The organism is Agromyces selenitireducens, assembly GCF_052748465.2.
On the sequence record NZ_CM188259.1, the window covers coordinates 2,360,296 to 2,381,826 of the forward strand.

General features: G+C 73.0%; 17 protein-coding genes. 3 read left to right on the forward strand and 14 right to left on the reverse strand.

Going from position 1 to position 21,531, the window contains the following annotated elements:
• Positions 1-59: 59 nt before the first annotated feature.
• The 3 genes from ffh to ftsY are packed head-to-tail and all read right to left on the reverse strand — an operon-like array spanning position 60 to position 3,075.
• Positions 60-1,640 carry a signal recognition particle protein gene (gene ffh / locus ACULK4_RS10995; protein ID WP_445964461.1) on the reverse strand — a complete coding sequence of 527 codons (1,581 nt, stop codon included), beginning with the start codon at positions 1,638-1,640 and terminating at the stop codon, positions 60-62.
• 56 nt (positions 1,641-1,696) lie between these two features.
• Positions 1,697-2,185, reverse strand: coding sequence for a hypothetical protein (locus ACULK4_RS11000; protein WP_445964462.1), 489 nt, complete (start codon positions 2,183-2,185; stop codon positions 1,697-1,699).
• Positions 2,186-2,199: 14 nt separating this feature from the next.
• Complete coding sequence (gene ftsY, locus ACULK4_RS11005; protein ID WP_445964463.1) at positions 2,200-3,075, reverse strand: signal recognition particle-docking protein FtsY; 876 nt, start codon at positions 3,073-3,075, stop codon at positions 2,200-2,202.
• Between the two features lie 166 nt (positions 3,076-3,241).
• Here ftsY and ACULK4_RS11010 point away from each other — a divergent pair, with 166 nt between their 5' ends.
• Complete coding sequence (locus ACULK4_RS11010; protein ID WP_445964464.1) at positions 3,242-4,228, forward strand: TIGR03885 family FMN-dependent LLM class oxidoreductase; 987 nt, start codon at positions 3,242-3,244, stop codon at positions 4,226-4,228.
• A 3-nt stretch (positions 4,229-4,231) separates the two neighbouring features.
• Positions 4,232-5,896, forward strand: a complete 1,665-nt coding sequence (locus ACULK4_RS11015; protein WP_445964465.1) for an alpha-amylase family protein — start codon at positions 4,232-4,234, stop codon at positions 5,894-5,896.
• A gap of 90 nt (positions 5,897-5,986) precedes the next feature.
• Here the strand turns inward: ACULK4_RS11015 and smc are convergent, their stop codons facing one another.
• Entirely contained in the window at positions 5,987-9,508 is a 3,522-nt protein-coding gene (gene smc, locus ACULK4_RS11020; protein ID WP_445964466.1) for a chromosome segregation protein SMC, read from the reverse strand.
• A 155-nt stretch (positions 9,509-9,663) separates the two neighbouring features.
• Here smc and ACULK4_RS11025 point away from each other — a divergent pair, with 155 nt between their 5' ends.
• Positions 9,664-10,743 (forward strand): GNAT family N-acetyltransferase, encoded by a 1,080-nt coding sequence (locus ACULK4_RS11025; protein WP_445964467.1) that lies wholly within the window; start codon positions 9,664-9,666, stop codon positions 10,741-10,743.
• A gap of 26 nt (positions 10,744-10,769) precedes the next feature.
• Here ACULK4_RS11025 and mutM read toward each other — a convergent pair whose 3' ends face one another.
• From mutM to ACULK4_RS11075, 10 genes are all read right to left on the reverse strand, one after another.
• Positions 10,770-11,702, reverse strand: coding sequence for a bifunctional DNA-formamidopyrimidine glycosylase/DNA-(apurinic or apyrimidinic site) lyase (gene mutM / locus ACULK4_RS11030; protein ID WP_445964468.1), 933 nt, complete (start codon positions 11,700-11,702; stop codon positions 10,770-10,772).
• Between the two features lies 1 nt (position 11,703).
• The gene (gene rnc / locus ACULK4_RS11035) at positions 11,704-12,357 is read right to left on the reverse strand and encodes a ribonuclease III (protein ID WP_445964715.1); all 654 of its coding nucleotides are present in this window, start codon (positions 12,355-12,357) and stop codon (positions 11,704-11,706) included.
• A gap of 85 nt (positions 12,358-12,442) precedes the next feature.
• Positions 12,443-12,646, reverse strand: a complete 204-nt coding sequence (rpmF, locus tag ACULK4_RS11040) for a 50S ribosomal protein L32 (RefSeq protein ID WP_067950558.1) — start codon at positions 12,644-12,646, stop codon at positions 12,443-12,445.
• A 9-nt stretch (positions 12,647-12,655) separates the two neighbouring features.
• Positions 12,656-13,222, reverse strand: coding sequence for a YceD family protein (locus ACULK4_RS11045; RefSeq protein ID WP_445964469.1), 567 nt, complete (start codon positions 13,220-13,222; stop codon positions 12,656-12,658).
• Positions 13,223-13,233: 11 nt separating this feature from the next.
• Positions 13,234-15,588: a transglutaminase TgpA family protein gene (locus tag ACULK4_RS11050; protein WP_445964470.1), complete on the reverse strand. Its 2,355-nt coding sequence runs from the start codon at positions 15,586-15,588 to the stop codon at positions 13,234-13,236.
• Between the two features lie 4 nt (positions 15,589-15,592).
• The gene (locus ACULK4_RS11055) at positions 15,593-16,960 is read right to left on the reverse strand and encodes a DUF58 domain-containing protein (protein WP_445964471.1); all 1,368 of its coding nucleotides are present in this window, start codon (positions 16,958-16,960) and stop codon (positions 15,593-15,595) included.
• A 4-nt stretch (positions 16,961-16,964) separates the two neighbouring features.
• Positions 16,965-17,987 carry an AAA family ATPase gene (locus ACULK4_RS11060; RefSeq protein WP_445964472.1) on the reverse strand — a complete coding sequence of 341 codons (1,023 nt, stop codon included), beginning with the start codon at positions 17,985-17,987 and terminating at the stop codon, positions 16,965-16,967.
• Positions 17,984-18,475, reverse strand: a complete 492-nt coding sequence (gene coaD, locus ACULK4_RS11065; RefSeq protein WP_445964473.1) for a pantetheine-phosphate adenylyltransferase — start codon at positions 18,473-18,475, stop codon at positions 17,984-17,986. Before coaD ends, ACULK4_RS11060 begins: the two co-directional genes overlap by 4 nt.
• A gap of 51 nt (positions 18,476-18,526) precedes the next feature.
• Complete coding sequence (locus tag ACULK4_RS11070) at positions 18,527-20,716, reverse strand: ATP-dependent DNA helicase RecG (protein ID WP_445964474.1); 2,190 nt, start codon at positions 20,714-20,716, stop codon at positions 18,527-18,529.
• Positions 20,713-21,531: a hypothetical protein gene (locus ACULK4_RS11075; RefSeq protein WP_445964475.1), complete on the reverse strand. Its 819-nt coding sequence runs from the start codon at positions 21,529-21,531 to the stop codon at positions 20,713-20,715. The genes ACULK4_RS11070 and ACULK4_RS11075 overlap by 4 nt, the downstream gene beginning before the upstream one ends.

Below are 21,531 nucleotides of genomic sequence, written 5' to 3' on the forward strand. Positions count from 1 at the left end.
CGGCATCCGCCGCACCACGGATTCACCCTAGTGCGGCGCCGACGCCGACGCGCGGCGGCTCAGCGGCCGAGGAACTTCTGGAGGGCCGCGAGGTCCTCCTCGCTCGGGGCGCCCTTCGCGTCGCTTCCGCCGAGGCCGAATCCGGAGCCCGTCGCCCCGCCCTGGCCTGCGGGCGCGACGCCGGAGGCGAGGGCCGCGTTCTCGGCGGCGCGCTTGGCGGGGTTGCCCGACCGCGAGCCCGACGACTTCTTCTTGCCCTTGGCCGCCTGCCGCTTGCCGCCGCCGTAGCCGCCCGCACCCGGGATGGGACCCATGCCCGGCACCTGCGGCACGCCGCCGCGCGCGACGGTCTTCATCATCTTCGCGGCCTGCTCGAAGCGCTGCACGAGCTGGTTCACATCGGTCACGGTCATGCCCGAGCCCTTGGCGATGCGCAGGCGCCGTGAGCCGTTCAGCAGCTTCGGGTTGCGCCGCTCGGCGGGGGTCATCGACTGGATGATCGCCTCGGTGCGCACGATCTCGCGCTCGTCGAAGTTCTCGAGCTGCTGCTTCATGCCGCCCGCGCCGGGGAGCATTCCGAGCATCTTCTTGATGGAGCCGGCGCCGCGCAGCTGCTGCATCTGCTTGAGGAAGTCCTCGAGCGTGAACTGCTCGGTCGCGAGCTTCTCGGCGACCTTGAGGGCCTCCTCTTCGTCGAAGGCCTCCTGGGCCTGCTCGATGAGGGTGAGGATGTCGCCGAGGTCGAGGATGCGGCTGGCCATGCGGTCGGGGTGGAACGGCTCGAACGCGTCGAGGGTCTCACCCGTGGAGGCGAAGATGATGGGGCGCCCGGTGACGGATGCCACCGACAGCGCGGCGCCGCCGCGTGCGTCGCCGTCGAGCTTCGACAGCACGACGCCCGTGAAGTCCACGCCCTCCTGGAACGCCTTCGCGGTGGAGACCGCGTCCTGGCCGATCATGGCGTCGATGACGAACAGCACCTCGTCGGGGTTCGTCGCCTTGCGGATGTTCGCAGCCTGCTTCATCATCTCGGCGTCGACGCCGAGGCGGCCGGCGGTGTCGATGATGACCACGTCGTGCTGTGCGCGGTGCGCGTGCGCGACCGCGTCCTTCGCGACCCGCACCGGGTCGCCGACGCCGTTGCCCGGCTCGGGCGCGAACACCTGCACGCCGGCCTGCTCGCCGACGACCTGGAGCTGGTTCACGGCGTTCGGCCGCTGGAGGTCGGCGGCGACGAGGAGCGGCGTGTGCCCGTCCTTCTTCAGCCACTTCGCGAGCTTGCCCGCGAGCGTGGTCTTGCCGGTGCCCTGGAGGCCCGCGAGCATGATGACCGTCGGCGGGTTCTTCGCGAACTGGAGGCGGCGCTGTTGACCGCCGAGGATGCCGACGAGCTCCTCGTTGACGATCTGCACGACCTGCTGCGCCGGGTTCAGCGCGCGGTTGACCTCGTCGCCGAGCGCGCGCTCGCGCACGGTCGAGGTGAACGACTTCACGACGTCGAGTGAGACGTCGGCGTCGAGCAGCGCGCGCCGGATCTCGCGGACGGTGCCGTCGACGTCGGCAGCGGAGAGCTTGCCCTTGGTGCGGAGGTTCTTGAACGTCTCGGTGAGACGGTCGGAGAGGGTGCCGAACGTAGCCATGATGCGCCCCAGTCTAGATGGGTGTCGCTGTGTCGCAGCTCACCGGCCGCCGGGGCTCAGCCCTCGAATCGCACGTCGACGATCTCGCGCTCGACGTCGATCGTCGCCACGAGCCGCTCGTCGGTGTCCTCGACCGCGAGCCCGTATTCGAACTCGGCGAACGTCTCGCCCGGCCCGTCGGCGTCGGGCCGCAGATCGACCCGCGTGAGCGACAGCGAGCGGAGCGCATCGATCTGCCGGTCGCCGGAGTCGCGGCCGATCGCGGCCTCGATCTCGTCGGCCTGTTCGAGCGCCGGGTCGAGCATCGCGGCCAGGAACCGCATGACGGGCGACGCCGACGAGTCGAGCTGGGACACGAACGCGTTGCGCAGCTCGTCGTCGACGAGCTCGAGTTCGCCGACCAGCGTCGCGGCCGCGTCGAGCGATGCCGTCGAGACCAGGTCGGCGTCGGCGTCGAGCACGACCTCGACGTCCTGGTCGCCGTACTGCACCTGCTCCGACCAGTAGTCGCCGACGAGGCCGAAGTAGTCGTGTTCCATCGACATGGTCGCTTCCCCTCTCAGCCGACGAGCTTCTGCGCGAACACGTGCGGCGTGAAGCCGGTGAGGTCGCCGATGCCCTCTCCCTGCCCGATGAGCTTGATGGGCAGGCCGGTCTTCTCCTGCACGGCGATGACGAAGCCGCCCTTGGCGGATCCGTCGAGCTTGGTCAGCACGAGGCCGGTGACGCCGCCGTGCTCGATGAACGCCTCGGCCTGCGCGAGCCCGTTCTGCCCCGTGGTCGCGTCGAGCACGAGCAGCACCTCGCTGATGGGCGCCTGCTTCTCGATGACGCGCTTGATCTTGCCGAGTTCGTCCATGAGCCCGCCCTTGGTGTGGAGCCGGCCGGCGGTGTCGATGATGACGATCTCGGTGCCGGTGCGCTTGGCGTACTCGACCGTCTGGAACGCGACGGATGCCGGGTCCTGGCCCTCGCGCTCGGGGCGCACGACCTCGGCGCCGGCGCGTGCCGCCCACGTCGCGAGCTGATCGACCGCGGCTGCGCGGAACGTGTCGGCGGCGCCCACGACGACGCTGCGATCGTAGTTCCGCAGGAACCGGGCGAACTTGCCGATCGTCGTGGTCTTGCCGACGCCGTTCACGCCGACGACGAGCACGACCGCCGGGCGTTCGGTGAGCTTGAGGGTCGGGTCGTACTTCGCCAGGCGTTCCTCGACGAGTTCGCGCAGCATCCGCTGGACGTCCCTCGGGTCGGTGGTGCGGTACCGCTCGACCTGCGCCTTGATGCGGTCGACGATCTCCTCGGTCACCGCCGGGCCGAAGTCGGCGCGGATGAGGGCCGACTCGAGGTCGTCCCAGGTGTCCTCGTCGATGGTCTTCGCGCCGAACACGTTGCGGAGGGCCGATCCGAGCGACCACGATGCGCGTTCTGCCATGACCACCAGCCTAGGGGCGAGCGCATGCCGCGGCTCGCGTCGCGGCATCCGCTCGCCGCCGCCGCGGCCGCCGCGCGCCCGCGATACCGGGGCGCCCGCACCCCCGCAAGGCCTTGTCGGCCCGCGCCGGGTGCGGGAGCATCGGACCCAGGTGGAAGGAGACCCCATGCCCCTCGTCGGATTCCACGCGTCGCACGAGCAGCTCCCCCCGAGCGCGCTCCTGGACGCGGTCGTGCAGGCCGAGCAGGCCGGCTTCGGCGCTGCGATGTGCAGCGATCACCTCGCCCCGTGGAGCCTCAGGCAGGGCCACTCGGGCTACGCATGGTCGTGGCTCGCCGCGGCGCTCCAGGCCACCTCGTTCACGCTCGGCGTCGTGACCGCGCCCGGGCAGCGGTACCACCCCGTCATCGCGGCGCAGAAGATCGCGACGCTCGGCGAGATGTTCCCGGGCCGGTTCTGGGCCGCGATCGGCAGCGGCGAGCGGATGAACGAGCACGTGACCGGCGAGGGCTGGCCGGAGAAGGAGGTGCGCGACGCGAAGCTCGCCGAGACGATCGATGTCATGCGGCGCCTGCTGGACGGCGAACGGGTCGACCACGACGGGCTCGTGCGTGTCCATGACGCCCGGGTGTGGAGCCTTCCCGAGACGCGTCCGGCGCTCCTCGCGGCGGCCGTGAGCACGGAGACGGCGGCCGAGACCGCCGAGTGGGCCGACGGCGTCATCACGGTCGACCAGGAGGCGTCGGCACTCCGCGACTTCATGCAGACGTACCGCGACGCCGGCGGGCGCGGTCCGATCTGCGTGCAGGTGCACCTCAGCTGGGCGCCCACCGACGACGAGGCGCGCGCGATCGCGCACCACCAGTGGCGGCAGTCGCTCGTGCCCGCCCACCTCGCCTGGGAGCTCGAGCAGCCGGAGGAGTTCGACGAGCGCACCGCCGACGCGACCGTCGACGACGTCGCGAAGACGCTGCTCGCGTCATCCGACACCTCCCGGCACCTCGACGCCCTGCTGGAGCTCGCCGACATCGGCGTCGACCGGATCTACCTGCACCACGTCGGGCAGGAGCAGCGCGGCTTCATCGACGCGTTCGGCGAGCACGTGCTCCCCGAGCTGTCGAAGGCCGGCGTCACGACGAGCGCGGGGAGCTGAGCCGTGCGCGCCACCGACCGCGGCGACCTCTGGTGGAAGACCGCCGTCGTCTACTGCCTCGACGTCGAGACGTTCATGGACTGGAACGACGACGGATGCGGCGACTTCGACGGACTCGCCCAACGGCTCGACCACCTGGCCGAGCTCGGCGTGACCTGCATCTGGCTGATGCCGTTCCAGCCGTCGCCCGACCTCGACGACGGGTACGACATCGCGGACTTCATGGGAGTGGACCCCCGGTTCGGCTCGCTCGGCGACGTCGTCGCCGTCATCCGCGCGGCCCGGGACCGCGGCATCCGGGTCATCATGGACCTGGTCATGAACCACACCTCCGAGCGGCATCCGTGGTTCCAGTCCGCCAAGCGGAGCCGCAACTCGCCGCACCGCGACTTCTACGTCTGGCGCGACGAGGTGCCCCCGAACCCGGCCGCGAGTGTATTCCCCGGCGAGGAGGACGGCGTGTGGGAGTGGCACGAGCCCACCGGCCAGTACTACCTGCACTCGTTCTACAAGCACCAGCCCGACCTGAACATCGCCAACCCGGTCGTGCGCGACGAGATCGCGAAGACCGTCGGGTTCTGGCTGCAGCTCGGCATCTCCGGGTTCCGCGTCGACGCCGTGCCGTTCCTCATCGAGCCGCCCGACGGCGTGGACGTCGGCGATCCGCACGAGCTCATGCGCGACCTGCGGCGCTACCTGCAGCGCCGCTCGAGCGAGGCGATCCTGCTCGGCGAGGTCAACCTTCCGTACGAGCAGCAGCTCGAGTACTTCGGCCGCGAGGGCGACCCCGAGGAGCTCACGCTGCAGTTCGACTTCGAGGCGATGCAGCGGCTCTACCTGTCGCTCGCCCGGCAGGACGCCACGCCGCTCGTCGAGACGCTCGCGAGGCGCCCGCAGCTCGAGCCCGAGAAGCAGTGGGCGAACTTCGTACGCAACCACGACGAGCTCACGCTCGACAAGCTCGCCGATCCGGAGCGCGAGGAGGTCTTCGAGGCGTTCGCGCCCGAGGAGTGGATGCGCGTCTACGGTCGCGGCATCGTGCGGCGCCTCCCCCCGATGCTCGACGGCGACCCCCGTCGCATCCGCATGGTGTACAGCCTGATGTTCTCGCTGCCCGGCACCCCGGTGCTGTTCTACGGCGAGGAGATCGGCATGGGCGAGAACGGCGAGCAGGAGAAGCGCCAAGCGGTGCGCACGCCCATGCAGTGGAGCGGCGAGAAGAACGGCGGCTTCTCGCGCGCCGCGCCCGGCCGGCTGGTCGCGACGCCCCCCTCCGACGGGTACGCGCCCGAGCACGTCAACGTCGAGGCGCAGATGCACGACCCCGACTCGCTGCTCGGGACCATCAGGGGGCTCATCGCACGGTTCCGCAGCTCCCCCGAGATCGGCTGGGGCCGATTCGAGTTGCTCGACACGGGCGAGCCCGCCGTGATCGCGCACCGCATCACCGAGGACCACCTGCGCTTCGTCGCGGTGCACAACTTCGCGCCCCGGCCCGTCACGGTCACGCTCGAGCTGGGCGAGGTGCCCGAGGGCGCCGTGCTCTCGGACCTGTTCGAGACGGGTGTCGACGAGATCGACGACCAGGGCCGCGTCGAGGTGCAGCTCGACGCCTACGGCTACCGGTGGTTCCGGGTGCTGGCGCCGGGCGACCGACGGCTCACGTAGCACTCGATGGTCGAGTAGCAGCCGAAGGCGGCGTACCGAGACCGCAGAAGGTCTCGGCACGGTCGCGAGCGGCCTGCTCGACCACCGGGATCAGCTCGCCCTGGCCTCGATCTCGTCGCGCACGCGCTGACCGACCACGGCCGAGACGCCGTCCTGGCGCATCGAGACGCCGTAGAGTGCGTCGGCGATCTCCATCGTGCGCTTCTGGTGCGTGATGACGATGAGCTGGCTCGATTCGCGGAGGTCCTCGAACGTCGTGAGCAGGCGCCCGAGGTTCGCATCGTCGAGCGCCGCCTCGACCTCGTCCATGATGTAGAACGGGCTCGGCCGGGCCTTGAAGATCGCGAGCAGCAGGGCGACCGCCGCGAGCGAGCGCTCGCCGCCCGAGAGCAGCGAGAGCCGCTCGATCTTCTTGCCCGCGGGCTTCACGCTCACCTCGATGCCCGTCGTAAGCAGGTCGTCGGGGTTCGTCAGCGCGATACGCCCCTCGCCCCCGGGGAACAGGATCGGGAACACCTCGGCGAACGCCTCGCGGGTGTCCTCGAACGCCGACCGGAAGATGGACTCCATGCGGCCGTCGATCTCCTCGATGATCGTCAACAGGTCCCTGCGGGTGTTCGCGAGATCGGTGAGCTGCTCGGTGAGGAACTGGTGTCGCTGCTCGAGCGCCGCGAACTCCTCGAGCGCGAGCGGGTTGACTCGGCCCAGTTGGGCCAGCTTGCGCTCGGCGGCCTGCAGGCGCTTCTGCTGCTCGGCGCGATCGAACGGGGGCGACTCGGCCTCGGTGTCGCCGTCGACCGGGATCGGCTGCTCGGGACCGTACTCGGCGACGAGCACGTCCTCGCCGAGCCCGAGCTCGCTCTCGGCGCGCTCGACGAGCGACGCGACGTGCAGCTTCTTCTCGTAGATGCGCAGTTCGAGGCCGTGCACGTCCTCCGTGACGGCGTGCAGGCGTTCGCGAACGGATGCCTCGGCGCGCCGCGCAGCGTGCACCTCCTCGTTTCGGCTCGCGCGCTCCGACTCCGCGGCCGCGAGCGACACGCGCGCCTCGGCGACCGAGGCGCCCACGGACGCGAGCACGGGCGGCAGCGACTCCGCGACGCGGCTCGCGGCATCGAGCTGGGCACGACGCACGACCGCGCGGCGGGCCGCGTCCTCTGCGGCGCGCCGCTCTGCCTCGTACTGGCGTTCCATGGCCCCGATGCGCGCCTCTTCGGCACGGACGCGCTCGCGCGCCGTCTCGAGCCGCAGGCGCACCTCGACCTCGCCCTCGCGGGCGCGCTCGAGTGCGACGAGGGCCCCGTCTCGGCGGTCGGCCTCGAGTACGGGGCGCGGCTCGGCGCGGGCGGCCTCGAGCTCGGCCTTCGCGTCGGTCGCGGCCTGCTCGGTCTCGGCGATGCGCTCCTCGGCGGTGCGCAGGGCCTCGGCCAGCCGCTCGGTCTCGGCCTCGGCGGCCTCGGCCTGCACGCGTGCCCGGTTCAGCGCCTCGGTGCGCTGCGCGAGCTTCGCGTCGAAGTCGCGCAGCGCGGCGAGCGCGAGCCTGGACTGCTCCTTGGCGTGCTCGGCGATCGCGCGCTGCTCGTCGAGGTCGAAGCGTGCGCGTTCGATCTCCGCTCGGACCTCCTCGAGCCGGGCCTCGGCCCGGTCGCGCTCGGCGAACAGCTCGATGCGGCTCTGCGTGCGTCCCGAGCCTCCGCGCACGACGTAGCGGCCCACGACGGTGCCGTCGCGCGTGATCACGGTCGCCGGCCGATCGAGCGCGGTCAGCCGGGCCTCGGCGGCGCGGACGGCATCGAGGTCGTCGGCGACGAGCACCTCGCCGAGGAGCGCGAGCACCCCGGGCGGCGCCGTGACCACGTCGGCCGCGGCGACGAGCCCGCTCACCGCGAACGAGGGCGGCGGCACCGCCCCCGGCTCGGCGATCGTCAGTGCGACGCGGCCCAGGTCGCCGTCGGCCGCCGCGGCGACGGCGCGGAACGCGGCCGCCCGATCCTCGACCAGCACCGATTCGGCGAGCGAGCCGAGTGCGGCGGCGACGGCTGCCTCGTATCCCGGCTCGACGCGCAGGTGCTCGGCCAGGAGGCCGCGGACGCCGGAGGTGCCCGACGCGGCGAGCGCCGCCGAGCCGTCCTTCTGGTCGAGCGCGAGCGAGAGTGCGCCGACCCGGGCGCCGAGCGCGTCGCGCTCCCGCTCGCGGTCGTGCAGCGCCTCCCTGAGCCGCTCGATCTCGCCCTCGGCCTCGAACACCGCGGCCTGCGCGAGTTCGTACGCCTCGTCGAGGTCGGTCTCGGCGGTCGGATCGGCGTCGGACTCGGCCTCGACGCGAGCCAGCTCGGCCGCCGCCGTCTCGCGTCGCGCCCGCGCGGCGTCGAGGGCATTGCGGTGGCGGAGCACCTCGCCGCGCACCGCGGCGAGCTTCGACGCGGCCGTGTCGGCGCGGCCCGAGAGCTGCGACGCGCGCAGGTCGTACGCGCTCACGCGCGCCGCCTGCGCTGCGATCTCCTCGTCGACCGCGTCGAGCGCGATCCGCGCCTCGCGCGTCGCCGAGGTCGACTGCTCGAGCGCGGATGCCGCGTCGCCGACGCCCCCGCGGATGCCGTCGAGCTCGGCGCGCGCGGCGTCGATGTCGGCGCGGGTCAGCGTCGGCGCGGCATCCGTGCCCTCGTCGGCCGCCGAGAGCAGCGCGATGCGCTGGCGGGCGAGCGAGTCGAGCGAGCGCAGGCGGGCCTCGGACTGCTCGAGCGCGAAGCTCACGGCACGGGCGCGGTCGACCTCGTCGCCGCCCGACGCCTGCTCGAGCCGCTCGATGTGCGCCTGGTGTCGTTCGAGCTCCTGCTGGAGCACGAGCCGCTCGGCGTGCCGCTCGTGCTCGGTCCGTCCGGCCGCGTCGAGCGCGCGGCGCAGCTCGACGACCTCGTCGGCGACCAGGCGCGCCCTCGCATCGCGGACGACCGCCGCGATGCCCGCGGCCTCGCGGGCGACCTCGGCCTGCCGGCCGAGCGGCTTCAGCTGGCGGCGGAGCTCGGCCGCGAGGTCGGTGAGGCGCGTGAGGTTCGCCTGCATGGCGTCGAGCTTGCGGAGCGTCTTCTCCTTGCGACGCCGGTGCTTCAGGATGCCGGCGGCCTCCTCGATGAACCCGCGTCGGTCCTCGGGGCTCGCGTGCAGCACCTGGTCGAGCTGCCCCTGGCCGACGATGACGTGCATCTCGCGGCCGAGGCCCGAGTCGCTGAGCAGCTCCTGCACGTCGAGCAGGCGGCACTGCTCGCCGTTGATCGCGTACTCGCTGCCCCCGTTGCGGAACAGCGTGCGCGAGATGGTGACCTCGCTGTACTCGATCGGCAGCGCGCCGTCGGAGTTGTCGATCGTGAGGCGCACCTCCGCGCGCCCGAGCGGGCCCCGCGTCGAGGTGCCGGCGAAGATGACGTCCTCCATCTTGCCGCCGCGGAGGGTCTTCGCGCCCTGCTCGCCCATCACCCAGGCGAGCGCGTCGACGACGTTCGACTTCCCCGAGCCGTTCGGTCCGACGATGCACGTGACGCCCGGCTCGAACGCGAAGGTGGTCGGCTGCGCGAAGGACTTGAAGCCCTTGAGGGTGAGGCTCTTGAGGTACACGACCACCCTTCCGACTGCCGAGCGCTGCGGACTACGGTAACCGACGAACCGCCCGCTGCCGGTCGCGCTCGCCGCCCGCGGCCGGAATCGGATGTTGCCGCGGCATCCGAGGCCGTCGTAATCTGGCGGGCTGCCGACCGGCGGGAGGAGCCCACGTGACCATCGACATCCGGCCGCTCCGGATCCCCGCGCGCCTCGACGGCACCCGCAGCGAGCTCGACGACCTCGTCGACCTGCAGCGCGCCGTCGACCGGGAGGTCTGGGGCCACGACCACTTCTCCTACGACGCGGCGGAGCTTCACGTGCGCTATCGCGACGACCGCTATCGCGGCCGGGCTGCGATCGGCGCGTGGGACGGTGCGCGGCTCGTCGGAGCGGCCGAGCTCGCGTGGGAGCAGCAGCCGGAGGCGCGCATGGCCGAGATGACGCTCGCCGTTCTGCCCGGGCACCGGAGGCGCGGCGTCGGGAGCGCGCTGCTCGCGGCGGCGGAGCGCACCGCGGCCGGCGCAGGTCGTCCGCGGCTGGTGGGCTGGTCCGATCATGCGGGCGCGGAGCTGCGCGTCGGCGGCGAGGTCATGCGTGCGCCCGACGGCGACGCCGGGCTCGCGGCCGCCCTCCCGACGGCACGGTTCGCCGCCCGGCACGGCTACGAGCTGCAGCAGATCGAACGCGTCAGCGGACTGCCGGTCGCCGGGCGGGGCGACGCGCTCCGAGCCGACCTCGCGCAGCGCGCCGACGCGGCATCCGTCGCCGGATACCGGCTGGAGACCTGGACCGGCGCGACGCCCGAACGCCTCGTCGACGCCTACGCCGCCGCTCGCGCGCGCATGGCACTCGACGCGCCCGCGGGAGGCCTGACGATCGACGAGGAGCCCTGGGACTCGGGCCGCGTGCGCGCCTACGAGGGCGAGCGCGACGCCAGCGGCACGGTGCTGCTCGTGGCCGCGGCGGTCACCGGCGACGGCGCGGTCGCCGGCTACACCGAGCTCGAGCTGCCCGCCGGGCGGCCGATCGCGTACCAGGCCGACACGCTCGTGGTCGGCGCCCACCGCGGCCACGGCCTCGGCATGCTCGTGAAGCTGGCCAACCTCGTGCGCCTCGCCGAGAGCGCGCCCGAGCGAACCGACGTGTACACGTGGAACGCCGACGAGAACGAGCACATGCTCGCGATCAACTTCGCGCTCGGGTTCGAGTTGCGCGGACTCGCCGCGAGCTGGCAGCGGCCGGAGTCCTGATCTGGCCGAGGTGCTCGTTCTCGGGGTCAGGCGGACGGCACCGGCCGCGGCATCCGCAGTCGCTGGCATCGCGGACACCGGTGCGACGAGCGGTTCATGAACGACTCGCGCACGATGGGCGTGCCGCACCGCTGACACGGCCGCCCCGCTCGCCCGTAGGCGTTCAGCGAGTGGGCGAAGTAGCCGGACGCGCCGTTCACGTTGACGTACTGCGCGTCGAAGCTCGTACCGCCCTCGGCGAGCGCCTTCTGCAGCACGTCGCGCACCGCCTGCAGGAGGTCGCGGATGCGCCGCCGCGACATGCTCGACGCGGGCTGCTCCCCGTGCATGCGCACCGCCCACAGCGCCTCGTCGGCGTAGATGTTGCCGATGCCCGACACGAGCCCCTGGTCGAGCAGGACCCGCTTCACGCCGGACGCGCGACGCGAGAGGGCGGCGGCGAACGCGTCGTCGTCGAACGCCGGATCGAGCGGATCCCGTGCGATGTGCGCCACCTGCGACGGGATCGAGCGCGCCCACGGCCCGGTCACCCCCGCCGAGAACCCGGCGACCTCTCCGTCGGCGGTGGGCACCATCCGGTCGACGGCCATCGAGCCGAAGATGCGCTGGTCGACGAAGTCGACGCGCAGCTCGCCGTGCTCGGGATGCTCGAGGTGCAGGCGGATGCGCGCGTGCCGGTCGTCGCCCGGGTGATCCGGCGTGCGCAGCAGCAGCTGGCCGCTCATGCCCAGGTGGCCCACGAGCGCGGCACCGCCCGCGAGCGGCATCCACAGGAACTTGCCCCGACGCACCGCGGCGTCGATCCGCTCGCCCGCGAGCAGGGCCTCGAAGTCGCCGGATACCGCCTCGTGCCGCCTCAGCGAACGTGCGTCGAGCACTTCGACGCCCGCGATGCGGGCGCCGGTGACGGCCGGCGCGAGCCCCGCGCGCACCACCTCGACCTCGGGAAGCTCGGGCACGTCAGCGGTCGTTCAGCGTGGTCCACGCCTCGAGGGCCGCGGCCATCTCGGCCTGCTTCTTGCTCGACCCCTCGCCGGAGGCGCTGACCAGGTCGCCGACGGTCACCGTCGCGACGAAGTGCTTGTTGTGGTCGGGGCCGCTCTCGGCGACGACGTAGACCGGCGCGGTCGCGCCCCGGCGCGCCGCGATCTCCTGCAGGCTGGTCTTGGGATCCATGGCCGCACCGAAGCGATCGGTGTCGGCCATCAGCGGCCCGATCAGGCGCAGGACGAACTCGGTCGCGACCTCGCCGCCGCGGTCGAGGTACACCGCGCCGATGATCGCCTCGACGGTGTCGGCGAGGATCGAGGGCTTGTCGGCGCCGCCGGTCATCGTCTCGCCGCGGCCGAGTCGGATGAACGGCCCGAGGCCGACCGTGCGCGCCACCTCTGCCAGCGCGGCGCTCGAGACGAGGCTCGCACGTCGCTTGGCCAGTTCGCCCTCGTCGAGCTCGGGATGGTCGGTGAAGAGCCGGACCGTGACGGCCTGCCCGAGGATCGAGTCGCCGAGGAACTCCAGGCGCTCGTTGGTCGGGATGCCGCCGTTCTCGTACGCGAACGACCGGTGCGTGAGCGCGAGGAGGAGGAGATCGGGATCGAGCTCGACCTGCAGCATCCGCTGCAACTCGGCCAGCTCAGGGGCCCCGGTGTCCGTCTGCTCGACGCGCCTCACGACCGGTCGTTCGGGAGTCTCGTGCCGACTAGACGTCGGCGACCTTGCGGCCCTTGTACTCGAGGAAGAGCGGGGTGCCCGCCGAGTCCTCGACCACGCGGGCGCGGTGCGGGAGGCTGTAGGTGACCTTGCCGTTCTCGACGGTCTTGACGAGCGTGGGCACCTCGGCCTTCCACTGCGAACGGCGCGCGTGGGTGTTGGCGCGTGACTTCTTCCGCTTGGGAACAGCCATGACTCTCTCTCAATCTCTCTTCTGGTCGGCACCGGATGCGGCGGCATCCGTGCCCTCGTCTTCGGAAGCCGTGAACCCCGCGAGCGCAGCCCAACGCGGGTCGGTCTGCTCGGGGGTGACGAGTTCCGGATGATCGGCCAGACGCAACCCGGTCTCGGGGTCGAGACCCGGGCAGTCCGGCCGGCACACCGGCTGGAACGGCAGTGCCAGCACCACCGCATCTCGGATGAGCGGTTCAAGATCCACGTGGTCGTCTTGAACCTCATACTCGAAAGCTTCTCCGGAATGATACGCGAAAAGCTCCTGGAACTCGACTTCGACGGGCAGAGCGATGTCGGTGAGGCAGCGCCCGCACTCGCCCTCGGCGGTCGCATCGACCTCTGCGGTGACGAGGATCCCCTCGTGCACCGACTCCAGCCGCAGGTCGACGGAGACCTCGGAGGCCTCGCGCACGGCGACGAGTCCCTCGCCGTACTGCCCTGGTGCGGGGAGGTCGAGATGCTGCTCGCGCATCTCGCCGGGACGGTTGACGAGATCGCGCACGCTGACGCTGAACGGAGACTGGTGGACGGCCACGATCGACGATTCTACGCGCCGCGCGGCGTCGTCCGGCCGATCACCGCCCGGCCGGCGGCGCGGAGCGACCTCGGCAGCAGCAGCGCCTCGGCACGGCGCGCAGCGGGGGCGTCCGCGGCGAGCGCGGCGGACGCGGCCCGGAGGTCCGCGGCGAGCGCGTCCCGGCGTGCCGCCTGCGCGACGTCGTGATAGGCCGGCGTTCCGGCGGCTCGCAGCACGCGGCCGTACCGCTCGCGTTCGACGGCGTCGCGAAGCCGCCGGAGCGCCGCGGCCGCGGTATCGTCCTCGGCGGCGAACGCCGGCCGGGTGAGCAGCTCGTCGGCGAGGGCACGGGCCGTGCGGCGATCGTCGACGTCGGCCCCGAGGTCGAGCGCCGTCGCGGTGAGCTCGCGCCACGCGGCATCCGCCGGAGACGGCCCCGAGCGGATGCCGCGCCGGCGCACCGCGCGCATCGTCGCGCGCGCGGTCGCGGGAAGCAGCACGAGCAGGAGGGCGAGCACCGCGAGCCCGGCACCTCCCAGCCAGGCGGGTCCGACCGCGCCCGAGCCCCCGGCCTGGCCGGCCAGCTGGCGGTCCGGGTCGCCGTCGGGCCGGCCGGTCGCCGGCGGCGTGGCCGTCGGCGCGGTCGGGACCACGCCCGGCGCGTCCACGCCCGCCCCGGGACGCGAGTACGCCGGCACCGTGCCGCGCCCGGGCGTCGGCTCGAACGGGACCCAGCCGACACCTTCGAAGTAGAGCTCGGGCCAGGCGTGCAGGTCGTGGGAGTCGACATCGACGCGCACCATCCCGTCGACGCGCTGGCTGCTCGGCGTGCCGGCCGTGTAGCCGACCGCGATGCGCGACGGGATGCCCACCTCGCGGGCCATGACCGCCATCGTCGAGGAGAAGTGGACGCAGTAACCGGCGCGGCGCTCGAGGAACTCGGCGATCACGTCGAAGCCGCCGCCGTCGTAGCCCGAGTCGACGGGGGCCTCCTCGGAATAGGAGAACTCGGAGCTGCGCAGGAACGCCTGGATCGCCACCGCCGCGTCGTAGCGGGTGCGCGCCCCCTCGGTGACCGACGCGGCCGTCTCGCCGATGACCGCCGGGAGGTCGTCGGGCAGCTCGCGCGTGGCGTCCGGGACCGAGTCGGGATCCGGCTGGCCGGCGCCCCGAAGCTGGTCGGCCGTGGGCTGCACCGCGAGCCGCGTGACGTCGTAGCGCTGCCCGAGCGTGGTGGTGTCGACGCTGCGCACCGTGAGCGCGCCCTCGTCCCAGAACCAGGAACCGCGCAGGCCGTCGACCTGCGCGGTCGGGTACGGCAGCGGCAGCCACGCGGTCCGCACCTGCCCGATCTGCACGGTGAGGCTCCGCGGCTCGGCGAGCACGTCGTCGGCGAGCCCGTCCGGCCGTGGGAGCGTGTCGAGCGTGTGGTCGCCGTCGACCGGTCCCTCGTCGGCCGTCCAGAGGTCGCCCTCGAGCCGCTCCACGCTGAGGAGGGTGAAGTACGGGCGGTCGCCGTCGGGCGAGACGTAGCTGAACGCCGGGACGGGGTCGGGTCGCCGCAGGTCGCGCCCGAGCTCGACGTAGGGGCTGACCCCGCGGGCGAACATCGTCCCCGGCCCTCCCGCGCCGAGCAGGAAGCTGGTCGACACGCTCGGCGTCGCCGCCGTGACGACGGATGCCGCGATCAGGCCGATCGCGGCCAGGCCGAACGAGGTTCCCGCCGTCGAGACGATCGGGCGACGCCGCGGCGCCGACACGAGGGCGGATCCGGGTCGTTCGCCCTCCTGCGCCACCTCCGCGCTGCGCCGCACGCGCACGTCGACGCGCAGCAGCAGCAGGTAGGCGCCGGCCGTCAGCACGAGGATGACGCCGTCCGCACCCGACTCGACGAACAGGCCGGGCACGAGCACGGGCACGAGGACCGGGACGGCGGCGAGCGCGGGCAGCCGCAGTGTCTGCACCATGACGTCGAGGAGCACCGCGACCACGCCCACCCCGACCGTGAGCGCGAACACGAGGGCGGGAACGGGGATCGCGGGGACCGACTGCTGTTCGATCGTGCGGACGGCGCCTTCGGCGAGTCCCATGAACTCGTCGAAGGTGTCGAGCGTGGGGATCACGAGGGCGAAGGTCGTGGCTCCGCCGAAGAGCAGCGTCAACGCGAGGACGAGCGCCACCAGCTCGAGCGGCGGGACGAGCGACGGCGGCGTGCGCACGGCGCGCAGTGCCGCGCCCGCGCCGAGCACCGCCGCGGCGGTGAAGGCGGCCGCCCACCACCATGCCGAACCGGTGACCAGCGGCCCGAGCGCGGTGATCGCCACGAGGAGCAGCAGGAGCGTCGCGCCCGAGAGCGCCAGGCTCTGCGGCGTGGTCAGCGGCATCCGCTCAGGGCGCATGGGGACCACCGGTCCGAGCCGACTCGCGAGCCGTCCGCCACGCGTCCTCCCAGGCCGCCGGGAGGTCGGCGGCACGGCGGAGCTGCACGACCCGCCAGTCGGCGTGCTCGAGCCGTTCGACGGTGTCGGCGCCGACGCCCTCGGCCGCGAGGGCGATGGCGGGCTCGAGCACGGGCCGAAGCGCCACGAGCGTGTCGACCGCGGCATGCGACGGGGCGACGATGACGGCGATACCCGGCATGCGGGACTCGCGACGCACGGTACGAGGGGTGAGGTCGTCGCCGTCCGCGCGCTGCCGTGCCGTCGCGCGCGCGGCGTCGCGCCGCGGCGGTTCGAGTCGGGCGAGGTCCTCGAGGAGCGCGATGTCGCCCCCCGCCGACCGGTAGCCCGTCGTCTCGGCCGAGATCGGCGGTGCGGTGGCGTCGGGATCGTCGACGGGTTCCAGTCGCACCCGGAAGCCGTTGCCGAGCAGGTGCACCCCGACGGACGCGGCGACCTCGACGCCGAGCTCGAACGCCGGATCGAGCGTCGAGGCGGCGTCGCGCGCCGACGCCGACGGGTGGTGCGTGCGCCCGCCCAGCGCCGTGTCGAGCAGGATCCGCACCTCGGGGTCGCCCCGCTGCTCCTCCTCGCGGACCATCAGCTCGCCGCGTCGGGCGGTCGCCGCCCAGTGCACCCGGCGCAGCGGGTCGCCGTAGCGGTACTCGCGGGCGATGAGCTCGTCGCTGTTCGGGTGGGTGCGGCGCTGCAGCGCGTGCACGGCCCCGTCGACGCTCGCGACGACGCCCGCCGCCGGTTCGAGCGGGGTGACCCGCGGCGTCACGACGAGCTCGCGCGGGATGCCGGCTGCGCGGTCGATCCGCGCGAGGCCGAAGGGGTCGGTCACCGAGATGCGCAGCGGTCCCACGTCGAACACGCCGCGGCGCGGGGTACGCAGCCGGTACTCGACGTGCACGGTGTCGTCGCCCGACGGCATCGCCGTCTCGTGCCGGCCCACGGCGGGCAGCACCGACTCCGGCGGCGGATGCAGGGCGGGATGCGCGAGATCCCGCCAGTGCGCCCCGTCGAACGCGCGGCGGTCGCGGTTCTGCACGCGCAGGCGGACGGCCGCGGATTCGCCGGCACGGACCACGTGCGGCTCGAAGACGCGGGTCACCGCGAGTCGCGGCGGGCGAACCGCGAGGAACCCGAGCGCCGCGACGGGCATCGCGAGCCCGACGGCGGCGAGCAGCATGATGTCGCGCAGGTCGAACCAGGCCCCGACGAGGAACAGCGCCCCGCCGGCCGCGACCAGGGCCACGCCGCGCCCCGTGAGTCGGGGACGCGCCGGGACGCGTGCGGCGCGGGACCGCGACATCCGTTCACTCCCTCCGGGCGCTGCCGACGGGGACGGGCGTGTCGGCGACGACGCGTCGCACGATCGCGTCGATCAGGGGTCCGCCGTCGCGATCGTGGCCGCCGACCGCACGACTCGTCGGCACGAGGCGATGCGCGAGCACCGGCACGGCGAGCGCATCGACGTCGTCGGGCAGGACGAAGTCGCGCCCGTGCATGGCCGCGTGCGCCTTCGCGGCCCGGATCAGCTGCAGCGTCGCACGCGGGCTCGCGCCGAGCCGCAGCTGCCGGTCGTCGCGCGTGGCGCGGGCGAGCTCGACGGCGTACTCCTTGACCGCCTGCGAGGTGTACACGTGGTGGACCGCGGCGATCATCGCGCGCAGCTCGTCGATCGACACGACCGGCTCGAGCGTGTCGAGGGGGCTCGCCGTCTCGCGCTGGGCGAGCATCGCGAGCTCGTCGCCGGGCGCCGGGTAGCCCATCGAGATGCGGGCCATGAAGCGGTCCCGCTGCGCCTCGGGCAGCGGGTAGGTGCCCTCCATCTCGACCGGGTTCTGGGTGGCGACGACGGTGAACGGCTGCTCGAGCCGGTAGGTGGTGCCGTCGGCGGTCACCTGCCGCTCCTCCATGCACTCGAGCAGCGCCGACTGGGTCTTCGGGCTCGCGCGGTTGATCTCGTCGCCGATGACGATGTTCGCGAACACCGGCCCGCGCTTGAACTCGAACCGGCGTGACACCTGGTCGAAGACCGACACCCCGGTGACGTCGCTGGGCAGCAGGTCGGGGGTGAACTGGATGCGGCTGACGGTGCAGTCCACGGAGCGGGCGAGCGCCTTCGCAAGCATGGTCTTGCCGACGCCCGGCACGTCCTCGATGAGCAGGTGCCCCTCGGCGAGCAGCACCGTGAGGGCCGCGGTGACGGCATCGCGCTTGCCGCTGATGACGGCTTCGACGTTGCGGACGATGCGCGCGGCGCCTGCGCCCACCTCGTCGAGGCCCATGACGGGTTCCTGCATCGACCCGATGCCCGGCACCGTCGTCTCGCTCATGCGGTCATCGCCCCCTGGAGGTACTGGGCGACGGGCGCGGGCACGTACGGGCTCACGTCGCCGCCGAGGGCGGACACCTGCCGTACCAGGGAACTCGACACGTGGGCGTTCGCCGGGTCGGGCAGGAGGAACACGGTCTCGACGCCGGCGAGGTGGCGGTTCACGATCGCCATGGGCGTCTCGTACGCGACGTCGACCTGCGAGCGGATGCCCTTCACGAGTACCGTGGCGCCCACATCGGTGCAGTAGTCGACGAGCAGGCCCACGCTCCACGAGGCGACCACGATATCGCCGACGATGCCGGCCTCCTCGATCGACTGCTCGATGAGCGCGACCCGCTGCGCGATGGGCAGCAGCGCGGACTTGCCGGGGTTGTGGACCACCACGACGTGCAGTTGGTCGTACAGCCCTGCCGCGCGCCCGATCACGTCGAGATGCCCCTTGGTGACGGGGTCGAACGATCCGGGAACGACGGCGATCCGCTGCATACGTGCCAGCGTAGTGCGGGATCGGGGCTCGTGGACGGCTCGGCCGGAGTCTCAGCCCCTGCTCAGGTACTCGCTCGCCTCGTCGTCGAGCCGGCGCCGCACGGCGGCCGCGAGCGCAGGGTGCGCGGCCAGCTTCGGGTCGTCGCGCAGCACCTCGGCGGCGGCCTCGCGCGCGTCGGCGATGACCTCGCCGTGGCGGGTGACCCGCAGCAGCTTCAGCGAGGTCCGCCGGCCGGACTGCGTGGCTCCGAGCACGTCGCCCTCCTGGCGCAGCTCGAGGTCGACGCGTGCGAGCTCGAAGCCGTCGAGCGTGCCGGCGACGGCCTCGAGTCGCTCCCGCGCGAGGGTCGCCGCCTCGGTGCGGGTCACGAGCAGGCACAGGCCGGGCACGGCGCCGCGTCCCACCCGGCCGCGGAGCTGGTGCAACTGCGAGACGCCGAACCGGTCGGCGTCGACGACGACCATGGTGCTCGCGTTGGGCACGTCGACGCCGACCTCGATGACGGTGGTGGCGACGAGCACATCGAGGTCGCCGGCGGCGAACGCCCGCATCGTGTCGTCCTTCTCGTCGGCGCCCATGCGGCCGTGCAGCGGCGCGATCCGGACGTCGCCGAGGCGCGGGTGCTCGCGCAGCTCGGCCAGCACCGAGGCGACGGATGCCGCCGGCCCGGTGTCGCCCTCGCCCTCCGCCTCGACGGGCTCGCCGTCGTCCTCCGCGACCTTCGGTTCGATCGCGGGGCACACCACGAACGCCTGGCGGCCCTGCTCGAGCTCCTCCGCGAGCCGCTCCCAGACCCGAGCACGCCAGCCGGGGCGCTCGGCGAGCGGCACGACGTGGGTCTCGATGCCCGCCCGACCCGCCGGGAGCTGGCGGATGGTGGAGACGTCGAGGTCGCCGAACACGGTCATCGCGACGGTGCGCGGGATCGGGGTCGCCGTGAGCACGAGCACGTGCGGATGCCGCCCCTTGAGCCGCAGCGCCTCGCGCTGCTCGACGCCGAACCGGTGCTGCTCGTCGACGACGACGAGGCCGAGGTCGGCGAACGAGGTGGTGTCGCCGAGGAGCGCGTGCGTGCCGACCACGATGCGTGCCTGGCCGGCTGCGACGCGCAGCGCCGCCCGCCGGCGGTCGGCGGCGGGCATCTGGCCGGTGACGAGCGTCGGCATGACCTCGGCGGAGAGCTCGGGACCGAGCATGCGGGCGATCGACCGGAGGTGCTGGGCCGCGAGCACCTCGGTGGGCGCGAGCAGCGCCGCCTGCCCGCCGGACTCCGCGACCGCGAGCATCGCCCGCAGGGCCACGACGGTCTTGCCCGAGCCGACCTCGCCCTGCACGAGCCGGTTCATCGGGACGGGCTCGGCGAGGTCCGAGAGGATCTCGCCGCCGACGGCGAGCTGGTCGTCGGTGAGCTCGAACGGGAGCGTCGACTCGAACCGCTCGAGCAGGCCCCCCGGCGCAGGCGTGCGTCGCACGGCCTCGTGGGCGCGGGCGGCGGCGCGCCGCTCGAGCAGCACTGCCTGCAGCACGAACGCCTCGGTGAACCGCAGCGTGCGCTGCGCGGCCTTCCAGTCGGCCTCGTGCTCGGGCCGGTGCACGAGCTGGAGTGCTTCGCGGTGCGCCAGCAGCCCGCGTGCGCGGCGCACGGACTCGGGCAGGGGATCGTCGACGGGGCCGAGCCCGTCGAGCACGATCTCGATCGCGTTCTGCAGGTTCCAGCTCGACACGGACCCGGTCGCGGGGTAGATCGGGATCGGCGCGGTCGCCCAGCGCACGGCCGCGGCATCCGGCCCGTCGGTCGGCAGCGTGTCGTCGAACAGCTGGTAGTCGGGGTGCGCGAGCTGCCTGGTGCCTCGGTAGTCGGAGACCTTGCCGGCGAACATGCCGCGAATGCCGGGCTTCAGCTCGTTGGCTCGCCACTTCTGGTTGAAGAAGGTCAGGGTCAGGATGCCGGTGCCGTCGGAGATCTTCGCCTCGAGGATCGAGCCACGGCGCGAGCGCATCGTGCGTTCGCGCACCTCGAGCACCTCGGCGACGATGGTGACGTTCTCCTCGAGCGGCAGCTCGGCCAGCGCGGTGAGCTCGCCGCGCTGCGCGTACCGGCGCGGGTAGTGCGCGAGCAGGTCGCCGACCGTGACGTGGCCCCATGCCCGCTGCAGCGCCTGCGCCGTGCGGCCGCCGAGCAGGCCCGACAGCTTGGTGTCGAGGGTCGCGGTGCCCGCGACCGCGCGATCGGCCGTCATGCCTCGATCGTAGGCTCCGCCTCCGTCACGTCGGCCGTGAGCGCCTCGATCTCGGACTGCACGTAGGTGTCGTCGGGGCGCGCGAGTGCGAGTTCGCGCTGCAGCTCGAGCGCCTCGTCGGTGCGGCCGAGCGTGCGCAGCGCGCGCCCGACCGACCACCTGGCGACGTGCTGCTGGCCGGCCGTGCCGTACCGGTCGGCGGCCTCGACCGCCTTCTCGAAGTGGTGCAGCGCGGCGACCGCGTCGCCGGCGTCGTGCTTGGTCCAGCCCAGGTTGTTGTGCAGTGCGACGCCCCACCGCTTCAGGCGCGGGTCGCGCACGCCGTCGAGCACGTCGAAGCCCTCGGTCGCCCACTCCTCCTCGTGTCCCGCGTCGTTCAGCGCGAGCATGTGCAACGCGTCGAGCACGAGGAAGGTGGAGCCGGCGACCGCGGCCTCGCGGACGGCCTTCGTGAACAGCGGCACGGCCTCGTCGAACCGCTCTGCAGTCGCGGCGATGCGGCCCCGTTCGAGGGCGATGCGGGCGCGCAGCTCGGCCGCCTCCTCGGGCGTCTCGTCGGGACGCTCGGCGGACTCGAGCCCGTCGAGGAGTTCGAGCGCGTCGTCGTCGCGACGCTGGATGCCGATGGCGCGGGCGACCTGCGTGGTCATCACCGCGCGCTCGTGGGGCGAGGCCGACTCGTCGGCGGCGACGGTGCGGAAGCGTTCCTCGCTCACCGCCGGGTCGGCGAAGTCCCAGAGTCGGTCGATGGTCTGCTGTTCGTCATCCCGGTGGCGGGACGGATCGGCGTGCAGGGCGTCGGTCGTGTCTTCCAC

Coding starts and splice junctions, on each gene's coding strand:
- ACULK4_RS11055 (WP_445964471.1), bottom strand. CDS start 16,960: ATGTCGCGGTCCCGCGCCGCACGCGTCCCGGCGCGTCCCCGACTCACG.
- ACULK4_RS11010 (WP_445964464.1), top strand. CDS start 3,242: ATGCCCCTCGTCGGATTCCACGCGTCGCACGAGCAGCTCCCCCCGAGC.
- ACULK4_RS11000 (WP_445964462.1), bottom strand. CDS start 2,185: ATGTCGATGGAACACGACTACTTCGGCCTCGTCGGCGACTACTGGTCG.
- coaD (WP_445964473.1), bottom strand. CDS start 18,475: ATGCAGCGGATCGCCGTCGTTCCCGGATCGTTCGACCCCGTCACCAAG.
- rpmF (WP_067950558.1), bottom strand. CDS start 12,646: ATGGCTGTTCCCAAGCGGAAGAAGTCACGCGCCAACACCCACGCGCGC.
- ACULK4_RS11050 (WP_445964470.1), bottom strand. CDS start 15,588: ATGCCGCTGACCACGCCGCAGAGCCTGGCGCTCTCGGGCGCGACGCTC.
- ACULK4_RS11060 (WP_445964472.1), bottom strand. CDS start 17,987: ATGAGCGAGACGACGGTGCCGGGCATCGGGTCGATGCAGGAACCCGTC.
- ACULK4_RS11070 (WP_445964474.1), bottom strand. CDS start 20,716: ATGACGGCCGATCGCGCGGTCGCGGGCACCGCGACCCTCGACACCAAG.
- rnc (WP_445964715.1), bottom strand. CDS start 12,357: ATGCTGCAGGTCGAGCTCGATCCCGATCTCCTCCTCCTCGCGCTCACG.
- ftsY (WP_445964463.1), bottom strand. CDS start 3,075: ATGGCAGAACGCGCATCGTGGTCGCTCGGATCGGCCCTCCGCAACGTG.
- ffh (WP_445964461.1), bottom strand. CDS start 1,640: ATGGCTACGTTCGGCACCCTCTCCGACCGTCTCACCGAGACGTTCAAG.